The sequence below is a fragment of the Desulfomonile tiedjei genome (assembly GCA_016212925.1).
In the GTDB taxonomy this organism is placed as follows: domain Bacteria; phylum Desulfobacterota; class Desulfomonilia; order Desulfomonilales; family Desulfomonilaceae; genus JACRDF01.
Genome location: JACRDF010000048.1, coordinates 209,791 through 231,081, shown reverse-complemented (window position 1 = coordinate 231,081; position 21,291 = coordinate 209,791). Strand labels below are relative to the sequence as shown.

Here is a 21,291-nt window from a genome sequence, read left to right as displayed (position 1 = left end):
ATAAATCAACTAGTTCGGACCGGCAGGGACGCCGGTCCCTACGAATTCTCTTAGATCGCGGGCCGTGTAAAGGACCAAAACTAGTAGCCACCACTGTAGACGCTGGTGATATAGCCTCCAGGCAATCATCGGTTTGCTGATTTGATCGCCGAACCTGATATTGAGCCTGGCATCCCTCCGGGAAAAGTTGTTGTCAATATGGCTGGAGAGAACTCTTCATGTCAAACCAGGCTTTGGAACGAGCCGCGGGGAAAGACAATTCACAGCGGAGACCGAAGATACGTAGGGGCACGGCATGCCGTGCCCCTACTCTGCGCTGTCGGCGCCTGCCCCGGACTTTGATCCACGGGTGATCCCGCGCGGAACGCGGGACTTACGCTCTTACAGCATGAACCGGAGATTTTGCATGAAAACTCGACACGTTCCCATGATCACAAAGCTTTGGCGGACTGCGATTTTGGTTTTGGCGCTGCTGCCGTGGGTTGGAACCGCCGGGGCAGACGCGACGCTCGACGAGCAACTCATAAAGGCAGCAGCGCGTGGGGACGCGCCGCTGGCCAAAAGCCTTTTGGACAAAGGGGCTGACGTAAATGCCGAGAGAGTTGGTGGCACGGTCCTCATGGCTGCTGCTCGTGCAGGCAACCTGGAGCTGGTAGAGTACTTTATCGACAAAGGGGCTGATGTAAATGCCACGAACGTTCTTGGCCAGACGGTCCTCATGATTGCAGCCGCAAGAGACAACTTGGACATGGTAAAGTACCTTATCGACAAAGGGGCTCACATAAATGCCAAGGACATCCGCGGCGACACGGCTTTGACTTATCTGACTAGGTATATGGATGCTGATTCAACAGAGATGGTCCGATATTTGCGGTCTCATGGAGCGAAGTAATATATCGACATTTAAACACCCTATTTTAAATGAAAACAGGTCAAGTCTCCTCTTGGCTCATGTTGAGTTTTTGTGCGGCCCCCCAAGCGTCAGGGATGAAACAAGAGCGAGTTTGGCCCATCCTGTAAATTCTTCCTAGGCTCTAGTCTTGATAGCGCGTCCGGTCATTGTCCGGTAGGCCCATTCCGCGGCCAGACAGATCGGAACCAGGGCTATCATCGTGATCAACGCGGGCCGTGAGTTTTCGTAGATGTAAACGGACAAGACAGCAAACATGGCAAGACAGCTAACCAGGGAAAGAGTCACGATCCACTTGTTCCCACCTGTTTCAGCCAGCACTCTCAAATGGGCCGCGTGGACACAAGCGTAAATCAACAGAAAAGCACCGCTTCCCATCATTGCGATACCCGACAGATCGAAAAACAAAATGAATACGATCACAAGCCCGGCGGTTATGAATAAGCCGCCCGTCGCGTCTTGCCGCAGCTTCCATGAAAACACGCGGGGCAACTCACCGTCACGTGCGATCATATAGCTGACGTTTGCTGCACCGAAAAGGGTTGCATTGATCGCGGATGCAGTGGAGAACAGCGCTCCTATGGCAATAAGCCTGAAGCCAAAGTCTCCGAGGAACGGTTTGGCAGCTTCCGCCAACGCGTAATCCTTTGCCGCCAGGATGGCCTTGACGTCAAGGTTCCCAATCACCGCGACCGAGACCGCCACGTAGATTAGAATGACAGCGATGACGCTTAAATAAAGGGCCTTTGGAAGCATCTTCCGCGGGTCGTCCATATCTTCAGCCGCGTTTGCCACCAGGCCGAAACCCTCGTACCCGATGAATAGGACCCCCGCGCCGAAAAGAATACCGGAACTCGAAGGCCAGGACGCGGGCGTCAAGTAACCCGGATGAATGAAATACAAGCCCGCAACAGCGAACACTCCGAGAATGATCAGTTTTACAGTGACAATGAACGTTTCCGAGCCACCGACGACCCTCGCGCCTACAACATTGACCGCTGTGAATATTAGGACGATGCCGACGCCGAATCCCTTGGAAATCCAAGGCGGCAAATGCGGTGGAAAAAAGGTCATGGCATACCCGGCAAATCCCTGAGCGTAAAGGGCCAGAGCAATCACGTACCCGACCCACATGTACAGGTTTATTCCGCCGCTCAACACACCGTCCCCGAAGCCCTTAACCAGGAATTCCACGGCTCCTCCTGCTGACGGATAGCGGACCCCGAGCTTTGAGTACGAGTAGGTTGACAGCAGCGCGACAACCCCTCCTATCATAAACGACAACCACATGGCCGTTCCCGCGGCTTCAGCCACAACGCCGAGGATGGAGAAGATCCCCGCACCGATCATCCCTCCTATGCCGATGGACATGGCAGCGAACAGACCGATTTGGCCGGCCGAAGAACGGGCCGATCCACTCCCTGAATTGGAGCCCTGAAGCATCATTGAAGCACCCCCAAAGTACAAGTGGCTCTACTGGAATAACCCGAAACCCTTGCGGCCATTCTTAACTATTTCCAGGAGCCTGTCACTTAATTCCCGAGACAGGCCAAGACCGTTCAATTCCGCTTCCAGCGACTCAACCTTGCCGTGTCCCCCGAGTAATCCGTTCAGCCGCGCGGCCGCGGTAGAGTTGACGAAATCGTTGGGATTAGGATAAATCGCGTCGAACTGCTTCATCAATTCCCCGTGCCTTCTGAGGCTATATTTTTGATGGTACGCCTCAGCCAGATAAAACTCCGTAAAAGGAATAATTTGAGTGTTTATCTTTCGCCCTTTGCGTGCCTGCTCACGGTCCCTTGTTTGAATAGCGATCCTCTTTTGTTCTTCGTCGTGATAGAAAACAGCCGCCATGTATTGTTTTGACCAAGCCTGCTCCGTTGGATTGTGGCTTCGCCAAAACACATTCAACAGGTCTTCGTACGAGATCTGCGCAGGGTCGTAGTCGATTTCTATGGTCTCGGTGTGATCACCCAGGGCATGATACGAAGGGTTTTTCTTCGTGCCTCCCGAGTATCCCACGCGAGTCCGAACCACGCCTTTCATGCTCCCAAACTGGGAATCAGGGCCCCAAAATCAGCCCAAGGCGAAGGTCGCGGTTTCCGTCCTTGCCGGCGCAGAAGCGTCAATGGCCGGTATCGCTTCAATTCCAACTGCTTTCATCTGGGTTTGTATCATGGCTTCTTTCTCCCCGGCGATTCCAAGGTCTGCGGTAGCATCGCTCTTATTAGTGAGATAAAGCAGAGCAAAACAGGAAGCAACTACCAAACAAACAATTGCCGTTATGTACAAGGTCTTATGAAGTCTGTGATTTACCTTTGAGCGCAAGGGATTCGTCGATTCTCCTACGCGGTCCATATTTTTGTCCTGCATCTAAACCTCCGGTTGGACATTCGCCATAGAGGCATATTGTTATAATTTAAGCATTAGTAGAGCCATTGGCATTTGTGAAATCGCGCGGCTATTACTACCTTTCCTTATAAGTGATACGGGATCGCCTTCAAACGGTGAAGATTGTTTGATCCAAAATCAGCACTGACCTGGTTCCCAGGTCAGTGGCACCCAACAGCCTACCGGTATCGGCCTTCGGGTGCCACGGACCGGAGGTCGCTCAGGTCCGTGCGGGATCTACCTGATCCTTCAGTGTTTGAACGTGACCTGGTATGAATGGCCAGTTCAGGCCTCAGCGGAGAACGATTACATTGAAAGAAAAGAGGGACGCAAATCATGAGATTTTTGATAAAGGTGTCGATTCCTGTAGAGTCAGGCAACAAGGCGGCTAAGGAAGGTCGCTTGTCCAAAATCATCGGGTCCATTTTGGAGGACCTGAAACCCGAGGCGGCCTATTTCTTCGCGGAAAATCGGCAGAGGACCGGCCTTATCTTTTTTCACGTGCAGGACAATTCCGAAATACCAAAAGTGGGCGAACCGTGGATGCTCGGGCTGAACGCCAGCATCGAGATACATCCAGCAATGTCGCCCGAGGACTTGCAGAAGGCGGAACCGTACATCGAGGAAGCGGTTAGAAAATATTCCTGAGAAAGGGAAGAATCGTGGAAATTGAAGAGGCTTTCGATAAAATCACGAGCATATTGACGGCTGCAAGCGCTCGAGGGATCACGCCGTCGGTAAGAGTTACTCGTGAGGAGTGGGTCTGTACCATTGAAGACAAACAAGTCAAAACCAACATAATTGCCAAAGAAGGGGAATTAATCATCGTGAATATGGATTTACAGAAAGGGCGACCGGAAGTGGATAGATGCAAGGCCCCTGACCTTGCCCGGGAAAAGATCGTAGAACGGATCGAGAAAGCCTTAACCAAAGTGCGTGCCGATTAATACCGTTTCGCAATTGTTTGCCTAAGCCAGGCGGTAGGCCTCCGGAGCGGAGTTAGGTCAACCGTTCGTAGCGAAGGAGGCCTACCGCCTGGCTGGGAAGTTGTGATCTTTATGGCGAATCAGAATAACGATGGTTTGGCAGGAATAGCCGTTTCTCCCTCTTCGGCGGAAGGTTCGAGGCAAAAAAAAAGCCCGACCGGAAGTCGAGCTTGGAGGGTATGCAAATTGCGGTCGGGCAATAAAATCGGGGGAGGAATAGGGGTAATACCGGCTAAACCTGCATCAGAAGAGAAATCCGATCTGAATGAAAGCCCCATCCATGGTCGTGTCGAACATCGAGGCCGCTTGATCGGTTTTCAGGCTTGCATACCGATAACCGCCTTTGACGAACCCGAAACGGCCGGCTTTGATCGGGATCATGTAATTCAGCCCTATTTCTCCCTCATAACCGAAGGTGTTGCTCATGAAGGCCAGCCCACCTTTGAGGTTAAGAGCGAGAGTGTTGCCTCGATAGTTCTTCAGGCACTTTTCAAATTCCAGACCAGCCACGGCCAAGCTCTTGTTGGTGTCCCAGGTTACCGAGGAAACCGTGCCGGAGGTTGCGCCGATGCTCAATCTGTCCTGGACATACATCCATTCGGCAAAGAAGCTCGTCATGCTGTTGGTCGTCTGGCTGATGTTGAATAACAGGCCTGCTCGGTGCTCATAACGCTCCCATTTGGAGTGGATCGGCGTCAGAGCCGCGAAGCTCGTGCCCGAGAAGGAGAAAGCTGTCTTGGGACTGGCGGTCGCTTCCATCATTATCGGGGTGAAGGAATACCTGAGGCCCCAGCGCGGCCGAAGCTGATAGAAGGCCTCAATAGACCAGATCGGCCTGCCGCTTCTGGGAAATCCCAGATGATCCTCGAAGTTCACCACGGATGCCGCTGCACCGCCGAGCATTTCCGTCCCTTTGCGCACATCGCCACGCATCCTCGTAAAGGTCACTTTCGGGCCAAGGAGGAACTGCCCTTTTGCCGGCGTGGGCAAATAGCATTCCGGTCCCCAGGTAATCGGATTGTATCGGGAGAGACCCCCGAACTTCGACATGATGCCTGGCTTGACCTTCAACGGAGTGGGCTCGGTCGGCTTGACTTTCGCGATAGACTTGTATCCCGGTGGGCAATCAAGCCGAGCGCCGCTAGCGAGTTCTTCGTTTGTGGGCGCGGAGTCTGCGGACGCGACAGCCGGGAAGACTGCGGCGATAATAATCATAATCCACAAGTACTTCTGGTATTTTCCTAACATAACACCCTCCCTCAGTGTTCTAATGACTTGCAATTGGGAGATTAACCAGATTTAAAATATTGTCAAGAAAAAAATCTACCACAACCTTAATAAGTTATACCGAAAAGCTAGAAAACAGTTTAAGAAGAGGCCGTTCGAGGCCTTCCCTGCTCGACCAAAATACGGAGCCGGAACGCGTCATCTTTGAGACCTCCGCAGAGGGCAAGAGGCCCTTTTTGTTATAATGATAAGTAATAATAGCTCGTTATAGCCCCCCCCACCAAGATCGACCAAAAAAGGAACTCATGCCTCCGGCATGAGCCAGGCGGTTCAAGGAGAGATATCAACTTTAAGGGTTAGTGATAAGTGCCTGATTATAATGAGAGTAGTGGGTTAATTAAGAAGGAGCCTCTGGCCGCTGTTGGTGTTCAAACGGTGAGAAACGGTTATTCCAATGCACGATCAAGCCGGTGATGTGAACGTGGGGCGGCAGGGAGAAAGGGTCTCAAGATTCATCCATCTGGCGGAATGGTTTTACGGACGGCAATTGCCCTTCCCGGGTGGCCCGGACGTGTGGTGGGACAGGCTTCCAGCCTGTCTATTGGGATGACCGGCAAGATGCCGGTCCCACCAGCGGGTCGCGAAGCGACAAGAGGTGTATTTTTTGCACGGCGTTCCAGCAGTGGGGATTCACGATGGAGGGGGATTAACGCACTTCGGTGTAGTAGTTTCTCAGGGTGCTACCGCGTTGCCCGATAAAAATGCGGAAACTTGCCAGGCCCCATTTCTGAAGCCGGAAACGTACGGAAGTCCACAATACTCCGAGCCCATAGACCACGGAACGCTGAAAATTGATGGAAGAGGCCTCGGGAAAGTAGCGCGTGGGGCAGGAGATCTCCCCCACGGAGAAATTGAAATAAATGGCCTGGGCAAGCATCTCGTTGTCGAACAGAAAATCGTCCGAGTTTTCCTGGATGGGCAATTCTTCAAGCACTTTTCGGGAAAACGCGCGGTAACCGGTATGAAATTCGGAGAGTTTGGAGCCCAGGAGCAGGTTTTCCACCAGCGTCAGCAGTCTGTTGGATATGTATTTATAAACCGGCATTCCGCTTTTGTGGGCCTTTCCCCCGAGGATGCGGGAGCCCAAAACCACGTCATACTCCCCCGAGACGACCATGGCGGCCATGGCTGAAACCAGCTTGGGTGAGTATTGGTAATCCGGATGGAGCATGACGATCACGTCCGCGTCCGATTTCAGGGCCTCGGAATAGCAGGTCTTTTGGTTCCTGCCGTACCCGTAATTCTTGTCGTGGAGGAAGCAGCGGAGGCCCAACTCTTTGGCCAAAGCAACCGTGTCGTCCGCGCTGCAATCGTCAACCAGGAGGATGTCATCCACGACTTGCCGGTCCAATTCCGAAACAGTCTGGTGCAAGGTTTTGGCCGCGTTATATGCGGGCAGCACCACGGTTATCTTTTTCCCACTGAGCATTTGTAAGATCTCATTCTAAATGGCCGCCCCCCATGGAAGCGGTTCCTGGTTTGGCCCGTTCATATGAAGGCTCATCGGAATTGACCCAAGTGTCCCGCCAAAGGGCGCGGGTAGCGACGCGGCATGCCTTACCCTTGCAAGAGCACAAGGTCCGCCGATGAAGCGTCATTTTCGATGTTCCGAGGCACGGTTCGCTCCGGCCTTTGTCGAGAAGTTGTCAAAATTACACATTCAGAGTCTGGAGCCGCTCCTTACGGTTACGAATCTGCACCATCTCCGCGATTATGGACACACCTATCTCCTCGGGCGTTTCTCCTCCGATGGGCAGGCCGATGGGAGCGTGGACCCTCTGCAAGTCTTCCCTGGAAAATCCTTCTGCCAGCAGGGCCTGATAGATGAGGTTGATCTTGCGACGAGAGCCGATCATTCCAATGTAACCGGCTTTGGTTTTGAGCGCCTCGGCCAGAACGGTCTTGTCGTGGGCATGCCCGCGGGTGACAACGACCAGGTAGCTGTCTTCGTCAATAGGCAGATTCGCAAGAGGATTCGCGAACGAATCCAATACAACGACTTGATCTGCAGAAGGGGCCCGTTCCAAATTTGCGAACTCCGCGCGGTCATCCAACACGACAACCTTGAAGTCCACATACGCGGCCAAATGCGCCACGCATACGCCCACATGTCCGGCACCGAACACGTACGCCGTGCCCGTGGGATGGAGCCACTCAAGGAAAACAGGATAATCGAGGCCCGTCACCTCAAGAAGCTGCGCGGGTTTGAGCAGCCGCGACTGGGGCATTGCTCTGAGGGCCGTCTCGTCGCCGGGAAATCCTCCGATGCGCCGCCCGGAATCATCTATCAGCAGATGTTGAACGGGCGAGGGGTCTTCGCCACCCACAGGCATGGCAACGCTTGTGAGAAAATATCCCGAGGTTTTGTCCCTGCTGACGATCTCCAAACGGCTGAAAATCTCCTCCTTCACCCGATCGGCCGCATTGACAAATTCCACCAGGACTTCGGCTTCACCACCACAAATCATTTCTGCGGATTGAGCGTCCTTGCCCGTGAACGAAAAGAACGCCCTATGAGATGTGCCCGATTCCAGTGCAGAAGCAGCGAATCGCTGGACCGAGGCCTCGAGGAGGCCACCTCCGATGGTTCCAACTATGCCGCGGTTCTTCCGCACCAGGAAACGAGTCCCCACATGCCTTGGAGAGGAACCTCGCACCGATATAATGGTCGCGAGCACAAAATCCTCGCCCTTGCGGAATTCTTCAACAGCAGTTCGCCATATTGAAAGCATGTTCCCTGGTCCACTCCCGGGCGACTGAGACGCCGCCCCGCGCCTGATACGACCGAATTGAAAAGCGTCCGTTTGTAATATAACTTTAGACTGCCAGCATACGCAGTGACCCGGAGGTTGTCAAGGCTGGGCGTGCGTCCATGCCGGCCCTTGAACATCGCGTTAGATCTGTGCGCGGCCATGTGGTATCCTCTCCGGGAAAAATTTGCGCTTAAAGCGCGATTGGCCGGGAAGCGGGTCATATCTTCAGTGAAATAAGACGGGGGCATGTATGAAAAAGATTTTTGCGATTTTCAGCCTCATGGCTTTTCTGATTTTGCTGCCGATGTCAGTGAGTTCCGACTATGAACTAGTGAGCTGCTGCCTCAAGGGGTGCGGCTGACGGTCGAGCGACGAGCCGAAATGCTTGGAGATTCCGAAATCGGAATGCAAGCGACTCGGCGGCCAGGTGGTCGGTGACTGCCTATTTTGTAACTAGAGCGACCTTAGAGAACCGGAGAGGTTTCCCCGACGTTTGTGCGGGCAACCCGGATAATGCGGCGGGCAAGCCGTGACGACGATCCATGTCGGCCAAGTATTCTTTCAATGGAGGTATTCAGAATATTTCCGGCAAACGAGTGATTCTAGCCAGGCACGGCCAGACAGTTTTCAATCAGGATAACTTTGTGATGGGCCGGTCGGACTCTCCGCTGACCGAGGTGGGCATACAGACGGCGAAACAGATGGCACGGATGCTGAAACCGGAAGGCATCGCCGCAGTCTTTTCCAGTCCGCTTGGGAGAGCGACTTCCAGTGCCAACATTTACGTGGAACCTCTGGGCCTTCCAATTGCCCTGCGCGATGGCATGGCCGAACTCTCTTGCGGCCTATGGGAAGGCAAGCCTCGTAGCGAATTTACTCAGCACGCGTGGAAGCTGAGAGAAACCTGGCAACAAAAGCCTCCTGACGGGGAAAGTTATGAGGACGCGGAAAATCGGGTCGCGGCGGTCATTAGAGAGATTCGGACAAAAAGCGTTCCACCGGTGGTTCTGGTAGTAGGTCACGCGGGGGTCAATCGTGTTTTCTTGAAGCTCTGGTTGGAATTGCCGGAAGACACGGCAATCGAGATCATGTTTCCTCACGACATTGTCTATCTGCTTGAAGGCGACAACAGGGTTCGCGGCAAGTCAGCCGCGGGGGAGGAATTCAGCGGGTTACTCGTCGAAACGGAGCGCTTCTCTGGTGACCATCAGCGGGGCAGCCGCTAGCCTTTCGTGAACCGGCTCGCCAAGGTCGATTCGATGAGGAACCAGTGGGGAAACCTTTGCACGCACTATAACGTTCCACCCTACCCGGTTATAAGGGAAGACTCTCCCCAGCGCTCTATCTATCCAGCTTAGGGCGTCCAATCTTAAGAACTCCTTGTGCGAAAGCCGCAGGGCCGGCAGTTTGTAAGGAACCAGGTAAACCGATCGCCAGCTAAAGCTGCCAAAACCCGCGCGCTTCAATTTACGTCCCAGACTCATAGGTGTATAGAATCGCAGATGAGTGTCGTCCCAACCGCACCACTCCTTGTTTCCTTGGATAGTGCGCCGGTACGTGCCTTCAAGGAGATAATTCAAGGATAGCGAATTCTGGGTGCTCAGCACTAAGGAGCCGCCCGGGGCCAGGGCCTTCCTGGCCGCTAAAAGCAAATCTTCGTCGTCAGCAACGTGTTCCAATACGTCTTTCATAAGAATGACATCGAAGCGAGGCCTGCCGATCAGCGAAGGAAAGGTCTCACTCAGAATGAATCTGCATGCTTGTTCGACGCCTTCGCGGCGGGCAAAGTGCTTGGCCGCGGCCAGGGCCCCACTCTCCGCGTCTACCCCTACGACTTCCACTGCGCCGCCTTCAGCCGCGTGGACCACAAACATCCCTCCGCCGCAACCGTAGTCGAGGAAATGCTTGCCTTCCAGATTGCCGACTAAATCGCGGATGTACGCGTTCTTTACCCTGCTATAAGCCTTGGACTGTTGGTCCATGTAGGCTTCGAGGGCCCTTTCCGGATCTTGCGACCTCAGCCAATGGCCTTCTGGGTAAAGCTTTCTGTTCATATTCATGCGATACACTTCCGCTTGGGCAAGCCGCGACTTCTCATTCTTATGATGCAGTCATTGCGCAATCAGTTCCATTGTCGATCTTTCACTCTTCCGGTCGGGACAACAAACGCGTTCGTAAGCACTCCTCCGTTGGTGGGACAGGCTTCCTGCCTGTCTATTTGAATGACCGGCAAGATGCCGGTCCCACCGAAGAACGGAGATTGCTTTTCCGCGGAACGGGGGACTTGACTCCTCGCAATGACCAGGTGATACGAGCGACACCAATCCTGGAGGCGGCTCGCTGGTATTTCCCCACACATCAGTGGGGCACCATGCGCGGCGCGGCCGGTCATATCTCAGAAGCTTAGCAGCTCTCGGTACACCTTTTCCCACGCTTCCCTCTCCCTGGATGGTGAGAATTCCTTCATTCGGGTCCTTCCCGCGCTGCCAAGCTCCTGAGCCAGCCTCGGATTGTCCATGATCTCACGCAGCGCGGCTGCCAGGGCCTGGGAATCTCCCCAGGGAACCAGCAGACCGGAGACGCGATCTTGCATCAGGTCTTCAACCGCGCCGGTACGCGTCGCGATTGAAGGCACGCCTGAAGCCATAGCTTCCATCAATATGTTAGGGCATCCCTCGGTAAGAGACGGGAGGACAAACACGTCCAGGGTACGCAACCACTCGGGTATTCGTTCATGCGCTAGCGGCTCCAACAAATGGCATAAGGTTCCAAGACCTGTCGAATCACGCATATGCTCAAAAACGGCTCGCTCCGAATCTCGGAGTTGCCCTCGTAGCTCCAGTCTCAGGCCCTCAACGGAGCCTAGCTGGGCCACGGCTTTGAAAAGATAGGGAAGCCCTTTCGCGTATTTGAATATTCCCGCGCAGCCTATTCGGAACGAATCGTCCGCGTTTCTCGTTCGCGACCAGCTTTCCCCGGGGATTTCCACTGAGTTGTAGATTACCCGAGCCTTGCCTTCCATTGGAGTGAGCGCGTGGGCCATTTCCACCAGGTCGCGGCTCAGCGCAACCACAATATCCGCGTTTTCCAGCCCACTCCGACAAACAGCTACTTTTTCCGGGCTGAAGATGTATTTCTTTATGTCATTGCCGACCACGGTGACGATGGATGCCACGTGCATTCTGGCCGCGAGCATACCCGCGACAAATCCCACAGGGTAGAGAAAAAAAGAATGAAAAAGATCGAATCCCTCGTCTCGATGAAGCATTTCCAGAGATTGATACATCATCTGCAAAGTCATGTTGTGCGGGCAATCCCAAAGCTCTCGCGGCGAATCGGTCATGGTTTCTTTGCCGACTCGTATCCGGTGGACCGTGATCCCGCCAACAGTTCGGGTTTCCCGGTTTTCATCGAGAAGTACCGGCCCGGTGGAATCCACCACCAGGTGAGCAACGTGAACGTCCAATCCCATGTCAGCCGCGTGACGGGCTACCCGTTCCACCGTCCGCGCGAGGCCGCCCCATTGCTCCGGGGGGAATTCGGGTGTAGCTATGCAGATCTTCTTGCCAGGTTTTTCAGCCGGGTTCATGTATTGATCGCTTTTTCCCTTTTCGGGAATGTTGCCGTCAGGTATCGTTGTAATCATCTTTCTACCATCGGATGAACCGGAGAGGAACAAGAATAGATGTCCTGCCCCTTGCGTCGCCAACCATTGCGCGGAGGTTCGTAATGCACCATACCGTGATCACCAACGCCATGAAAGTTCGTAGGGCGGGCTGTGCCCGCCATCTTTTGAATTCCTGGCCAACACGCATTCTCACGTTCCTGACGCGGTCGCTGGCTATGATTTTGGTTTTGACCCTGCTGCCTTCCCTTTCAATCGCAGGGGCCGATGCCTCTAAGAACGCGCAACTCACACGAGCAGCGGCAGGTGGGGACCTGGCTGTGGTCAAAACGCTTCTGAACCAGGGCACTGGGGTTAACGCTAAGGATGACTTTGGGATGACTCCACTGATGTGGGCTTCTGACAAGGGTCAACTCGAGGCCGTGAGACTCCTTTTGGAAAAAGGAGCTGAGGTCGATGCAAAGAATAATTATGGCATGACAGCATTGATGAAGGCTTGCGTCAACGGTCACCTTGCGATTGTGAGCCTGCTTCTGGACAAAGGGGCTGATGGCAACGCTAGGGACGACAGTGACATGACCACATTAATGACCGCTTCCAATGCAGGTCACTTGCGAGTTGTAAAAATGCTTTTGGCAAGAGGAGCGGCTGTCAACGCATCTACATATTTCGATGGCCGGACGGCTCTAATGGAAGCGTCCGAAGAGGGCCACCTTACCGTTGTCAGGCTACTTCTGCAAAAAGGCGCCCACGTCAATGCAATGACAAACAAAGGCTCCACGGCATTGTCGCTGGCTTCTGAAGGGGGCCACACCCAAATCGTGGAACACCTCAAAGCGCACGGAGCGAAATCCAGAAAAACCAGGCGGCAAATGAAATGATGGGCTTTTGGCCTCGGAGCGGTTTATGCGAGTCGGCATAGTCTTTCACAAGAATCCTTTTGGTCCGCCAACGGGCATTGATCTGGTGCGGTTGCGCGCGGTGGCAACAGCGCTGACCGGAAAAGGAATCGAGGTGGAAATTGTAGCTCCGGTTGAAAGAGAGAGGGAGCTGGAGGAAGGGATTCCGGTACGCGCGCTGTCGGTTCTAAGGCAGTCCGGCCGGTACGATCTAGTCAAGACTTGCTATCACCAGTCGATCATGCTTGTGGAAGACCACAAGGGACCTGTGGTCTCCCGGATAGTGAGAGTCGTGGACCACAAACTGCCTGAACGCGATGACGCTTTTCGGGCAACACTGCTTTCCTGCCAGGAGCGCATCAGAACTCGTGCCTCGGCTCTCGCGCTGAACAACATTGAGAACGAACATCGGTGGCGTGGACTCTACGGCTCGGAACTGCCCATTGTTCTTGCTCCGACCGGATGTCCCGCGACTATTCCTCCTTCGAGAGGCAATCCGTTTAACCGCAATCTGCCTGTAGTGCTGTTTCTCGGTAGTCTTGCCGCGCCTCGCATGGTCCACACGCTCAATCATGCGGCCCGGAGGCTGCGCGGCAAGGCTGAGGTTCATTTGGTAGGTCTCAACAAGGCCTGCCTGTACGGCGGGGACGAAGATTGTTCGCTGGACCCGCTGGTTATTGACCACGGCGAACGCAGCGAATCGGATGTGTGGGATTATATCCGGCACGCGGCCATGGGTTTGGCCGTGGCAACCGGACCGCATGGCTTTGACAATGATGTGTCCAAAATCCTGAACTATCTCAGGGGTGGGCTTCCAGTGCTGTCAGAGGAGCCCATTCTTAATAATGATCTTGTACGTCAGACTCAATACGGAGAGACCTTTGATTTCGGCGACATGGATATGCTGGTCCAAAAAGCGTTGGACCTGCTTGAAAACCCTCCCACGGAAAGGCGCGAACAGGTAATGTCCTTTATGGCCGAAGAACATTCGTGGGACAGACGTGTCGAGACCTACGTGGAATTGTTCAATAGGATACTCAAATAATGAAAGTTGTGCTCGTGCGGCCACCGTTCTATGCCCTTTTCGGGGTCACCACGCCGAAAATGAAGACCTATCCTCTGAACCTGCTTTATTTGGCCACGTACGCCAGGGACAAGGGCGGCCATGAAGCCGCAATCGTGGATGGTGAAAACATTTCGGTTCCCGGCCTGGAACCGCTCGGTTCGTCCGCACAAGACCCTGCAATTTTGATGCACGAGGGAATTCCTCGGATGGTGGAGGTGCTAGGTAATCCCGAACACGCTCTCTGGGTGGAAATGGAGCGCCGCGTTCTTGCCGAAGACCCGAATCTTGTGGGCATCACGTGTAATTCCGGAAACATGGATACTGCCCGCCTCATGGTGGCCAGGCTCAAAAAACACAAGATTCCCGTCATTCTCGGAGGGAGCCATCCTACGGTGCTCCCGGAGCAGAGCCTCAATTACACGGCTGCGGACATGGCCGCCATTGGTGAAGGGGAACCAACGTTGCTCCGCGTCCTCGATGCGATCGGCGGGAAAGGATCTCTCGAAGCGATTCCGTCACTTGCGTGGCGAAACCATGATCGCATAGTCGTGAACCCCAAGGGGAAACTGATCGTTTCGGTGGACGATCTGCCGATACCGGACCGCTCTTTCATCGACCGGTCAAATTATTTCGGTGAGGTGATCCTCACAGGCCGAGGCTGCCCTTTCAATTGCGCTTACTGCGCTTCCAGGAATATTTGGGGTCGAAAGGTCAGGCTACGTTCGGTGTCTTGCATAATCGAGGAGCTGCAAATGCTCAAAGACCGGGCCGAGGCCTTGGATGAACAATCCCCGCCTCAATCGAGCGCTTCGATAACCAAGGACTCCTTTGACCACCGACCCGGCCGGTGGGTTGTAAAAGTGGTGGATGATACCTTCACAGTGAACAAGCAACGCACGTTGCAGCTCCTGGATGAAATTGTTCTCCGCGGGCTCAATTGCTTCGAATTCACCGGTGGGGTGCGCGCGGACACCCTTGATGAAAACCTGGTCACCCGGATGCGGGAAGCTAATTTCCGGCGTGTGACCTTGGGGATTGAAAGCGGGAGTCCGCGAATTCTGAAGATGATTCGCAAGGGAGAGACGAACGAGGACGTGAAGAGAGCCGTTAAGCTGTTGAGAGAAGCAGGAATCCACTCACACGGCTTTTTTATGATTGGGCTGCCCGAAGAGACTCCGGAAGATATAGAACTCTCCAAGAAGCTGATACTGGAAGTTCAGCCCGACCACGTTGAAATAAACATGGTTACGCCTTACCCCGGCACTGACATCTTCGAGAAGCTGATTCCCGAAGACCCCATGAAGATCGACCGATGGTATAGATGGTTCCATCAAGGGATGGCAACTCATTCAGAGCGATTGGGTTACGATTTGGACGCCGCGTATGAGGATTTCGTCGAATTCGCTCGTGGGTACAATGCTCGTTCGAATCACTGATTCTCGTCCAGGATTTCCTCGACGTACCATGGCAAAATCTTCGGCTCCACCTCAGGCACGTCTTCTATGGCGACGTTCCCTATTCGGAAGAACTGCCATTGCCCGCGCAATTCGTTTCCGAGAGGCCTCGGTTGGGGTTCGCCGATCGCTCCGGACAGTGGCGGCAATGCAGTTGGAGACAGCGGCATGCCTCCCACGTCTTTAATGATCACGCCCTGGTAGTTGTTGTTATGGTCGTACGCGAGATATTGCTTGTAGATTTTCGGTGCCTGGGGCTCCGTCATGGATGCCTGGATGAAACCCGCGTATTTCCCCTTGGCGTCGAACAGAGTGAACCGCCTTCGCACATCGTCCCACAACGATGATCCAATGATATTGCCCGTGTTCCGGTCCACAATGGAGTACTTGCCTTCAAACTGCATGGATGGCTGCAAATTGAAGCTGTATTCAAAAATGGGTTTTTCTTGCTGACTCAAGGAATCCGCGGGATTGCCGTCCCCAAGCGCGGTGCTGGCCAAACCTGTGATGGCAACTGCCATGAGCACTGCTCTCAAGAGGGGGAGTCTTATCGGCTGTGGTTTGCTACAATTCCAAGTCAAGAGAACTCCTCCGGAAACTCCCCTCTTAACATGGTCTCGTATTCGACTTGCCATTTCTCACCAAACATCTGCCTGCACATGTTTTCCATATCTTTTTTATATCCTTCGGGATCTCTTTGTTTCCACTCTTTGTCGCGATCTTTCGCCTCGTTACACACCGTTTCCATTGATCTTTTTTGATGCAGCAGGCCAAAAGCTTCGTCGATTTCAGCCAGGTTTTCGTCTTTCGCCGGGTCTTTTTTCATGTCGTTTACTCACCCTCGTCGCCGGTCTTTGGAATTATGTGAATGATATCACAAAACCGCCTATGAGACCCCGAAGGTTTCAAAATGTCGTTCCACCGGAGAGACCGCCAAATCCACCCTTAATCCCCCCTTTATAAGCGGGTTGTTGTATTTGACAACCCCATTTTTTCTAAACGGGGGTAAATCATGATGGGGGCGCTTCGTTCTCTTGCTTATCGACTGCGATACGGGCGGTATCCTTCAAGACCCGGAGTAGTTCATGTCGAATTTGGTATTCTAACACGAGGGGCTCAGCATATGCCTCTGGATTATAATGCCTTGCAACGTCAGTTTGAGTTAAAGGGTACCGGAGAGACTTCGCAATTCCTGAAAGTAGATCAAGGTAAGCGTAATGAAGAAGCCCCTCATTTCCAGGACGAGATTGTTGAGAGCTTAAATTGTAATAATTATGCCACAATTCTATTATGCGTGGCTTGTTGGCAAATATTACATCAATCAAATTCAATGAATTCACCAACTCGGACGATTGGAAACCTCCTGCGCGGTAAGCCATGAGCACTTCAAAAAGTCTCTGCTGGGCTTCGAGTTTTCGTCTATAGTACTGATACCAAATGGAAAACCCGAAGGAGAGAATAATGGCTATGCTGGGGCCAGAAATCGTAGCGACAAGGGTTAATAAAGAAGGATCTGGAGAGGACATGTCAACCTCCGACCTTATCATTTATTAGGGCCTAAATGGCCTTAACATACTGAGTATAACGGGAAAGGTCAAGGATAACATGCGGAAATCGCGAAACAAAATACAGATTGCCATGAACTTATCTTTTCAGTTGCGCAATCACAAGGGGTTGCGCGAAGATCCTTTTTGGCAACCATACAAGCTCGTGAGTTTATGGGACATGTTGCACATATACGCTAAATCATTCGCTGCGACTTGTCAGAGGCTGTCTAGCTTTAGTGCTATGTTGTTCGCTGCAAAGCGGGCACAAGGTGCCAATGTTCCGCCCACCAATGGAGATCAGCTCCTTGAAGGATTAAAACTATCCGAACTTGTTGATGATTTTGAAGCAATGGAATTGCCATTAGCTAGTAAGGCAGCCCAAAGGCTTGCGAATTATTTGAAGGATAACCCAGCAGCGCAAGCTGAGCGCGTTGAATGTGATATTCGTGAATTGATTAAGCGATTCAACGATGAATTAAATGACAGGCTTTTTATGATGCTCTTGTCGTCGTCTGCCCAATACTATGAACTTCCAGGCACTATTCTGGGAAAACAGATTACAGAGTGGTGGCCTGAATTAATTGAAGATGCAACAGAGGCCGGGAATTGTTTCGCACTTGGCCGCTATACAGCATGCGTGTTTCATCTAATGCGCATTGTAGAGCGATATGTTCAAAAAATGGGAGATGATCTTGGCTTGCCTGAAAAAATAACCCGTGAGAAAGAGTGGGGCTACATTCTTAATAATATGAGAGGGCCAATCAAAAAACGTTATCCCAATGAAAAAAATGACATGAGGGTGCGGTATGAGGCCGTAATTGCTTCCCTTGACACAGTAAGAATCACTTGGCGAAACAGGACAATGCATCCAAAGGCAACCTATACGAAAGAAGAAGCAGAAAAAATCATTAGAGCAGTCCAAACATTCACTGAAGACTTTTCAGTGTTATCAGGCTTCTTCAGCCTTTGGTTGTTCTTCAGGATCTTTGCATTTTGACAAAATCCGCTTCATAGCCTCTTCAAATCTTTCTTCTGCGTCCTCAGCCTGAATCCGCTCGGCAGTCTCTATGAACCGAGCGGATCTTTCCAGATCATCCGGTTCAGGTTTCTTCTTTCTGCCCATTGCCTTTTTGCTTCTCCTTGTCAATTAGTCGTTTGATAGGTTAACCGCCTTCCCGCTACGCCTTTCAGGAGTATGGCGGCTCTCTCGGTGTCAGGAATTCCCTTACCACAACGATTATTATACCTGAAATCGAATTCCGCAAGATAGCGGTGCAGATGCTCTTTCTTGCAATGCTGATAAACACCCTTCATGCCACGCTTGAAGATGGAAAAGAAGCCTTCAGCGCAGTTGACATGAATTCCCTTGTCTTCCGCTGAAACATACTCGCCTCGACGGTGGCAAACAACCTGATGGTCTGCAAAATGATCTTTGAGGTAACGATATTGTCCGCCCTCGTCAGTCAGTACGCGGGCCTCTTTGTCGATGTTTTCTTTGAGAATGGGCACGAGAGTCTTAGCGTTTATACTGTCAACCACGAAGCTGCGCGCCGAGCGCGAATCACGGTCAATGAGTGACAAGACTTTGCGCTTGTGACCGGTTCCGGGCTTTATTTCTGCCCCCGGTTCATTCCAAATAAAAGTCTCGTCAGACTCGACGCTTCCCCCATTTGCGCCAAAGGGAGCCAGGTCGCCACTTCTCATAGCTTCACGGATACGATGCCCCATGAACCACGCAGTCTTAAGGGTAACGCCCAGGGTGCGATGGAGTTGATTCGCGCTGATTCCCTTCTTTGACGCGGCAATCAGATAGATCGCTGATACCCACACGTCAAGCGGAACGTGGCTGTCCTCGAAAATAGTCCCGATCTTGACAGTGAACTGCTTCCGGCATACATAGCACTTGTAAAGCCCCTTTCGGTAGCTTTTGCCATGCAACTTGCCGATTCGCTTGGTAGCGCCGCAATGGGGGCAAACGGGGCCTTTGGGCCAAAGCAACCCTTCAACGTACGCGTACGCGGCCTCTTCGTTATGGAATCTTGGGTGGGAAATAATTGAGTTTTTCATGGCAGTCCCCCTTATCTGGACCTAATTTAACACAAGGCAGTGGGGTTGTCAAGTATAATATCGCGTTTATAAAGGGGGTATGGGGGGATTTGGAAGCATTTTCTACTGATGGCTCGAACGGGACGCAAGATTGGCTCCGTTTTATCAATTGACTCTACCAACGTACCTGTTATCATGTTTTTAGGGGCATTATATCTGTCACGGCAACTGTAACGCGAGACGGTTTCAATAACTTGGAAGCGCTCGAAGACAGGCCGGAGCAACGTTTGCCTGCCAAGAATACCTTTCCTCTTCTCTGCCCCTCGTTCAGGACCTCCTGAATGTTTGCGAACGCTTCCCGGAATCCATGAACTCACTCTAACCCGAAGCAACCTCAGGAGGGGGCCAATGAAAGAAAAAGGGTCTTACGACAGGTTGAAGTTCGTGGAAGACGCTCGGGCATCCGAACAGTTGAGGCTGGACAAAGTGGAGGCGTGGAAGCAGCAAAACCAACCCTGGATCAAGGAAAATGGCCCCATGCCCTTCGATGTGCCGAAGCTGATTTTTGACGGCAAGTAAGGGGCTGATTTAGGCCCATTACCGCAAGGACCAAAGGGCGATCTCTCGCGGAAGCGAGCAAGGATGTACCTTACTCTGCCTTTGAAGGTTTCAAGCGAGCGGGAGAGAGGAGGAGTTCGTGTCAATTACGCCAACGGAAAGACAGAACATCAGGCTGGGTTGAGATCAGGAAAGGTCCGGGAAAACCTTGCACAAGAAAGCTCTGCCGGAGAAGCCCTGTTTAAGACCACGAGTGCACAAAATGCTGCTTCCTGAAACGTCGAAACTTTTCATTCTTCACACTCTCTTAACAATTCCATAACAATCTTTTCTGTGTTAATTTACCGGCCCATTCGCGGTAGACGGTTCTGTTCACAAATCGGGTAAACAGCGCCAAACGAAGATCTCTGGGCTGTTGTGCGGCTTGGCATAAAGCGGTGTTTTTTGTTATGCAGCCGCGCGAGCCGCATTTTTGTCATTCTTCCGCCTGACGTTGAGCCTTCGGGCGGAAGGAAGGCAAATTGAGGGGCTATGACGGTAGAGCTGTACCTCCTTATATTGAGTGTCCTTGCGGGCGCGTACATGGCCTGGAACATAGGGGCCAACGATTGTGCCAATGCAATGGCCTCCGCTGTTGGAGCCAAGGTCATCACGCTCAGACAGGCCCTCGTGTTGGCCACAGTCTTAACCTTTTTGGGCGCCACTTTTGTGGGATCTCACGTTGCGCAGACGATTCGAAAAGGAATCGTTGACTCACAGGCCATAGGCGATCCGAAGATGATTTGGATAGGCCTTCTTTCAGCCCTGATGGCTGCCTCGCTTTGGGTTTGTCTATCCACGTACAGGAACTTGCCGGTTTCCACTACTCATTCCATTGTCGGAGCAATGATCGGGATAGGCCTTGTCGCTGGCGGTCCCAGTTCGGTGCACTGGGGGCAGGTGGCATACATTGTAGCGTCATGGGTGTTGTCTCCGCTCTTGAGCGGGTTAGCCGCGTTCTTACTAATCAAGTTCATTGATAAGGCCATTCTCAGCCGGATGGACACCGCCAAAGGAGCGGTGATGACGAGCCCGGTGCTCGTGGCGGCAACGGTTTTCATCATGACTCTTGCTTTGTTCCTTGAGACCCCCCTGGGCCAGAAACTTGGCATCCACGGAATCGGAGTTGTGATCATCCCCTGCGCCACGGCTATTCTCGGGTATTTGGTCTGTTTCTTTACCTTGCGGGCCATGCTTCTCAAGGGAAAGCTGGGCGTGGCAGAGGAGATTTTCCGTTACTTGCAGGTAATGACTTCTTGTTATGTCTCATTTGGCAACGGAGCCAATGATGTGGCCAATGCTATGGGGCCATTGGCGGGAATCTACTATATATACTCGACTGGGTCCGTGGCTGAGCAGGCACCGGTGCCGGTGGCCTTGCTCGCATTTGGCGGGGCCGCTATTTGCCTCGGAATTTGGACGTGGGGCTACAGGGTCATCGAGACCATGGGCTCAAAAATAACCGAACTGACTAGCGTACGCGGATTCACCGTGGAATTCTCCGCTGCGTCGGTGATCCTTATTGCCTCCATGATGGGGCTCCCGGTATCCACCACTCACGCGGCCGTAGGAGCGTATGTTGGAGTCGGGCTGGCTAGGGGATTGCAGGGCCTGCTTGACCTCGCTATTCTCGCAAGGATCATGGTTTACTGGATTATCACCGTGCCGGTGGCCGCGGCCACATCGGTGGTAATCTACCTACTACTCTCAGCCCTCTTTTAGGGAGGTCG

Annotated in this window: 23 protein-coding genes; 10 read left to right on the top strand and 13 right to left on the bottom strand. The window is 52.8% G+C overall.

Annotated features, from left to right (window positions below):
- The first annotated feature begins 406 nt into the window (after window positions 1-406).
- On the top strand, window positions 407-892 hold the full coding sequence (locus HY913_21835) for an ankyrin repeat domain-containing protein (protein ID MBI4965935.1): 486 nt from the start codon (window positions 407-409) through the stop codon (window positions 890-892).
- Between the two features lie 135 nt (window positions 893-1,027).
- Here the strand turns inward: HY913_21835 and HY913_21830 are convergent, their stop codons facing one another.
- From HY913_21830 to HY913_21820, 3 genes are read right to left on the bottom strand one after another with little or no spacing between them, the layout of a single operon-like run.
- Entirely contained in the window at window positions 1,028-2,356 is a 1,329-nt protein-coding gene (locus HY913_21830; protein MBI4965934.1) for an APC family permease, read from the bottom strand.
- 27 nt (window positions 2,357-2,383) lie between these two features.
- Window positions 2,384-3,073, bottom strand: coding sequence for a peptide-methionine (S)-S-oxide reductase MsrA (msrA, locus tag HY913_21825; GenBank protein MBI4965933.1), 690 nt, complete (start codon window positions 3,071-3,073; stop codon window positions 2,384-2,386).
- Window positions 2,987-3,283 (bottom strand): hypothetical protein, encoded by a 297-nt coding sequence (locus HY913_21820; protein ID MBI4965932.1) that lies wholly within the window; start codon window positions 3,281-3,283, stop codon window positions 2,987-2,989. Before HY913_21820 ends, msrA begins: the two co-directional genes overlap by 87 nt.
- Before the next feature lie 354 nt (window positions 3,284-3,637).
- On the opposite strand from HY913_21820, the gene HY913_21815 reads away from it, so the two are divergent.
- Both HY913_21815 and HY913_21810 read left to right on the top strand, forming a co-directional pair.
- Window positions 3,638-3,949, top strand: coding sequence for a hypothetical protein (locus HY913_21815; GenBank protein ID MBI4965931.1), 312 nt, complete (start codon window positions 3,638-3,640; stop codon window positions 3,947-3,949).
- A gap of 14 nt (window positions 3,950-3,963) precedes the next feature.
- Window positions 3,964-4,248: a hypothetical protein gene (locus HY913_21810; GenBank protein ID MBI4965930.1), complete on the top strand. Its 285-nt coding sequence runs from the start codon at window positions 3,964-3,966 to the stop codon at window positions 4,246-4,248.
- Between the two features lie 282 nt (window positions 4,249-4,530).
- On the opposite strand, the gene HY913_21805 is transcribed toward HY913_21810, so the two are convergent.
- The 3 genes from HY913_21805 to HY913_21795 form a co-directional block, all read right to left on the bottom strand.
- Window positions 4,531-5,535, bottom strand: coding sequence for a hypothetical protein (locus HY913_21805; GenBank protein ID MBI4965929.1), 1,005 nt, complete (start codon window positions 5,533-5,535; stop codon window positions 4,531-4,533).
- 685 nt (window positions 5,536-6,220) lie between these two features.
- The gene (locus HY913_21800) at window positions 6,221-7,003 is read right to left on the bottom strand and encodes a glycosyltransferase family 2 protein (GenBank protein MBI4965928.1); all 783 of its coding nucleotides are present in this window, start codon (window positions 7,001-7,003) and stop codon (window positions 6,221-6,223) included.
- A gap of 223 nt (window positions 7,004-7,226) precedes the next feature.
- Entirely contained in the window at window positions 7,227-8,306 is a 1,080-nt protein-coding gene (locus HY913_21795) for an XdhC family protein (protein MBI4965927.1), read from the bottom strand.
- Window positions 8,307-8,869: 563 nt separating this feature from the next.
- On the opposite strand from HY913_21795, the gene HY913_21790 reads away from it, so the two are divergent.
- Window positions 8,870-9,553 carry a histidine phosphatase family protein gene (locus tag HY913_21790; GenBank protein ID MBI4965926.1) on the top strand — a complete coding sequence of 228 codons (684 nt, stop codon included), beginning with the start codon at window positions 8,870-8,872 and terminating at the stop codon, window positions 9,551-9,553.
- Here the strand turns inward: HY913_21790 and HY913_21785 are convergent.
- Window positions 9,500-10,387, bottom strand: coding sequence for a methyltransferase domain-containing protein (locus HY913_21785; protein MBI4965925.1), 888 nt, complete (start codon window positions 10,385-10,387; stop codon window positions 9,500-9,502). The genes HY913_21790 and HY913_21785 overlap by 54 nt on opposite strands.
- Window positions 10,388-10,722: 335 nt before the next feature.
- Window positions 10,723-11,973: a glycosyltransferase gene (locus tag HY913_21780; GenBank protein ID MBI4965924.1), complete on the bottom strand. Its 1,251-nt coding sequence runs from the start codon at window positions 11,971-11,973 to the stop codon at window positions 10,723-10,725.
- Between the two features lie 83 nt (window positions 11,974-12,056).
- Here HY913_21780 and HY913_21775 point away from each other — a divergent pair, with 83 nt between their 5' ends.
- From HY913_21775 to HY913_21765, 3 genes are read left to right on the top strand one after another with little or no spacing between them, the layout of a single operon-like run.
- Window positions 12,057-12,833 (top strand): ankyrin repeat domain-containing protein, encoded by a 777-nt coding sequence (locus HY913_21775; protein MBI4965923.1) that lies wholly within the window; start codon window positions 12,057-12,059, stop codon window positions 12,831-12,833.
- 25 nt (window positions 12,834-12,858) lie between these two features.
- The gene (locus HY913_21770; GenBank protein ID MBI4965922.1) at window positions 12,859-13,896 is read left to right on the top strand and encodes a glycosyltransferase; all 1,038 of its coding nucleotides are present in this window, start codon (window positions 12,859-12,861) and stop codon (window positions 13,894-13,896) included.
- Window positions 13,896-15,353 carry a B12-binding domain-containing radical SAM protein gene (locus tag HY913_21765; protein MBI4965921.1) on the top strand — a complete coding sequence of 486 codons (1,458 nt, stop codon included), beginning with the start codon at window positions 13,896-13,898 and terminating at the stop codon, window positions 15,351-15,353. Before HY913_21770 ends, HY913_21765 begins: the two co-directional genes overlap by 1 nt.
- Here the strand turns inward: HY913_21765 and HY913_21760 are convergent.
- The 3 genes from HY913_21760 to HY913_21750 form a co-directional block, all read right to left on the bottom strand.
- Window positions 15,347-15,892 carry a hypothetical protein gene (locus tag HY913_21760; protein MBI4965920.1) on the bottom strand — a complete coding sequence of 182 codons (546 nt, stop codon included), beginning with the start codon at window positions 15,890-15,892 and terminating at the stop codon, window positions 15,347-15,349. The two genes, HY913_21765 and HY913_21760, sit on opposite strands and share 7 nt — an antisense overlap.
- Window positions 15,893-15,948: 56 nt before the next feature.
- Window positions 15,949-16,197 (bottom strand): hypothetical protein, encoded by a 249-nt coding sequence (locus tag HY913_21755; protein MBI4965919.1) that lies wholly within the window; start codon window positions 16,195-16,197, stop codon window positions 15,949-15,951.
- A gap of 184 nt (window positions 16,198-16,381) precedes the next feature.
- Window positions 16,382-16,897 (bottom strand): hypothetical protein, encoded by a 516-nt coding sequence (locus HY913_21750; protein ID MBI4965918.1) that lies wholly within the window; start codon window positions 16,895-16,897, stop codon window positions 16,382-16,384.
- Window positions 16,898-17,009: 112 nt separating this feature from the next.
- On the opposite strand from HY913_21750, the gene HY913_21745 reads away from it, so the two are divergent.
- Window positions 17,010-17,915, top strand: coding sequence for a hypothetical protein (locus HY913_21745; GenBank protein MBI4965917.1), 906 nt, complete (start codon window positions 17,010-17,012; stop codon window positions 17,913-17,915).
- On the opposite strand, the gene HY913_21740 is transcribed toward HY913_21745, so the two are convergent.
- Window positions 17,868-18,041, bottom strand: a complete 174-nt coding sequence (locus tag HY913_21740; protein MBI4965916.1) for a hypothetical protein — start codon at window positions 18,039-18,041, stop codon at window positions 17,868-17,870. The two genes, HY913_21745 and HY913_21740, sit on opposite strands and share 48 nt — an antisense overlap.
- A gap of 20 nt (window positions 18,042-18,061) precedes the next feature.
- Window positions 18,062-18,985 carry an IS1595 family transposase gene (locus tag HY913_21735; protein ID MBI4965915.1) on the bottom strand — a complete coding sequence of 308 codons (924 nt, stop codon included), beginning with the start codon at window positions 18,983-18,985 and terminating at the stop codon, window positions 18,062-18,064.
- Between the two features lie 387 nt (window positions 18,986-19,372).
- On the opposite strand from HY913_21735, the gene HY913_21730 reads away from it, so the two are divergent.
- The gene (locus HY913_21730; protein ID MBI4965914.1) at window positions 19,373-19,543 is read left to right on the top strand and encodes a hypothetical protein; all 171 of its coding nucleotides are present in this window, start codon (window positions 19,373-19,375) and stop codon (window positions 19,541-19,543) included.
- A gap of 510 nt (window positions 19,544-20,053) precedes the next feature.
- On the top strand, window positions 20,054-21,283 hold the full coding sequence (locus HY913_21725; protein ID MBI4965913.1) for an inorganic phosphate transporter: 1,230 nt from the start codon (window positions 20,054-20,056) through the stop codon (window positions 21,281-21,283).
- The last annotated feature ends 8 nt before the right edge of the window (window positions 21,284-21,291 follow it).

Excerpts from the sequence above, each read along its gene's own strand:
- HY913_21785 (MBI4965925.1), bottom strand. The coding sequence starts at position 10,387 with ATGAATATGAACAGAAAGCTTTACCCAGAAGGCCATTGGCTGAGGTCG.
- HY913_21800 (MBI4965928.1), bottom strand. The coding sequence starts at position 7,003 with ATGCTCAGTGGGAAAAAGATAACCGTGGTGCTGCCCGCATATAACGCG.
- HY913_21740 (MBI4965916.1), bottom strand. The coding sequence starts at position 18,041 with ATGGGCAGAAAGAAGAAACCTGAACCGGATGATCTGGAAAGATCCGCT.
- HY913_21830 (MBI4965934.1), bottom strand. The coding sequence starts at position 2,356 with ATGATGCTTCAGGGCTCCAATTCAGGGAGTGGATCGGCCCGTTCTTCG.
- HY913_21730 (MBI4965914.1), top strand. The coding sequence starts at position 19,373 with ATGAAAGAAAAAGGGTCTTACGACAGGTTGAAGTTCGTGGAAGACGCT.
- HY913_21735 (MBI4965915.1), bottom strand. The coding sequence starts at position 18,985 with ATGAAAAACTCAATTATTTCCCACCCAAGATTCCATAACGAAGAGGCC.
- HY913_21770 (MBI4965922.1), top strand. The coding sequence starts at position 12,859 with ATGCGAGTCGGCATAGTCTTTCACAAGAATCCTTTTGGTCCGCCAACG.
- HY913_21755 (MBI4965919.1), bottom strand. The coding sequence starts at position 16,197 with ATGAAAAAAGACCCGGCGAAAGACGAAAACCTGGCTGAAATCGACGAA.
- HY913_21815 (MBI4965931.1), top strand. The coding sequence starts at position 3,638 with ATGAGATTTTTGATAAAGGTGTCGATTCCTGTAGAGTCAGGCAACAAG.
- HY913_21780 (MBI4965924.1), bottom strand. The coding sequence starts at position 11,973 with ATGATTACAACGATACCTGACGGCAACATTCCCGAAAAGGGAAAAAGC.
- HY913_21790 (MBI4965926.1), top strand. The coding sequence starts at position 8,870 with ATGTCGGCCAAGTATTCTTTCAATGGAGGTATTCAGAATATTTCCGGC.
- HY913_21795 (MBI4965927.1), bottom strand. The coding sequence starts at position 8,306 with ATGCTTTCAATATGGCGAACTGCTGTTGAAGAATTCCGCAAGGGCGAG.
- HY913_21805 (MBI4965929.1), bottom strand. The coding sequence starts at position 5,535 with ATGTTAGGAAAATACCAGAAGTACTTGTGGATTATGATTATTATCGCC.
- HY913_21835 (MBI4965935.1), top strand. The coding sequence starts at position 407 with ATGAAAACTCGACACGTTCCCATGATCACAAAGCTTTGGCGGACTGCG.
- HY913_21725 (MBI4965913.1), top strand. The coding sequence starts at position 20,054 with ATGACGGTAGAGCTGTACCTCCTTATATTGAGTGTCCTTGCGGGCGCG.
- HY913_21820 (MBI4965932.1), bottom strand. The coding sequence starts at position 3,283 with ATGCAGGACAAAAATATGGACCGCGTAGGAGAATCGACGAATCCCTTG.
- HY913_21750 (MBI4965918.1), bottom strand. The coding sequence starts at position 16,897 with ATGTCCTCTCCAGATCCTTCTTTATTAACCCTTGTCGCTACGATTTCT.
- HY913_21775 (MBI4965923.1), top strand. The coding sequence starts at position 12,057 with ATGCACCATACCGTGATCACCAACGCCATGAAAGTTCGTAGGGCGGGC.
- HY913_21760 (MBI4965920.1), bottom strand. The coding sequence starts at position 15,892 with ATGGCAGTTGCCATCACAGGTTTGGCCAGCACCGCGCTTGGGGACGGC.
- HY913_21745 (MBI4965917.1), top strand. The coding sequence starts at position 17,010 with ATGAACTTATCTTTTCAGTTGCGCAATCACAAGGGGTTGCGCGAAGAT.
- HY913_21765 (MBI4965921.1), top strand. The coding sequence starts at position 13,896 with ATGAAAGTTGTGCTCGTGCGGCCACCGTTCTATGCCCTTTTCGGGGTC.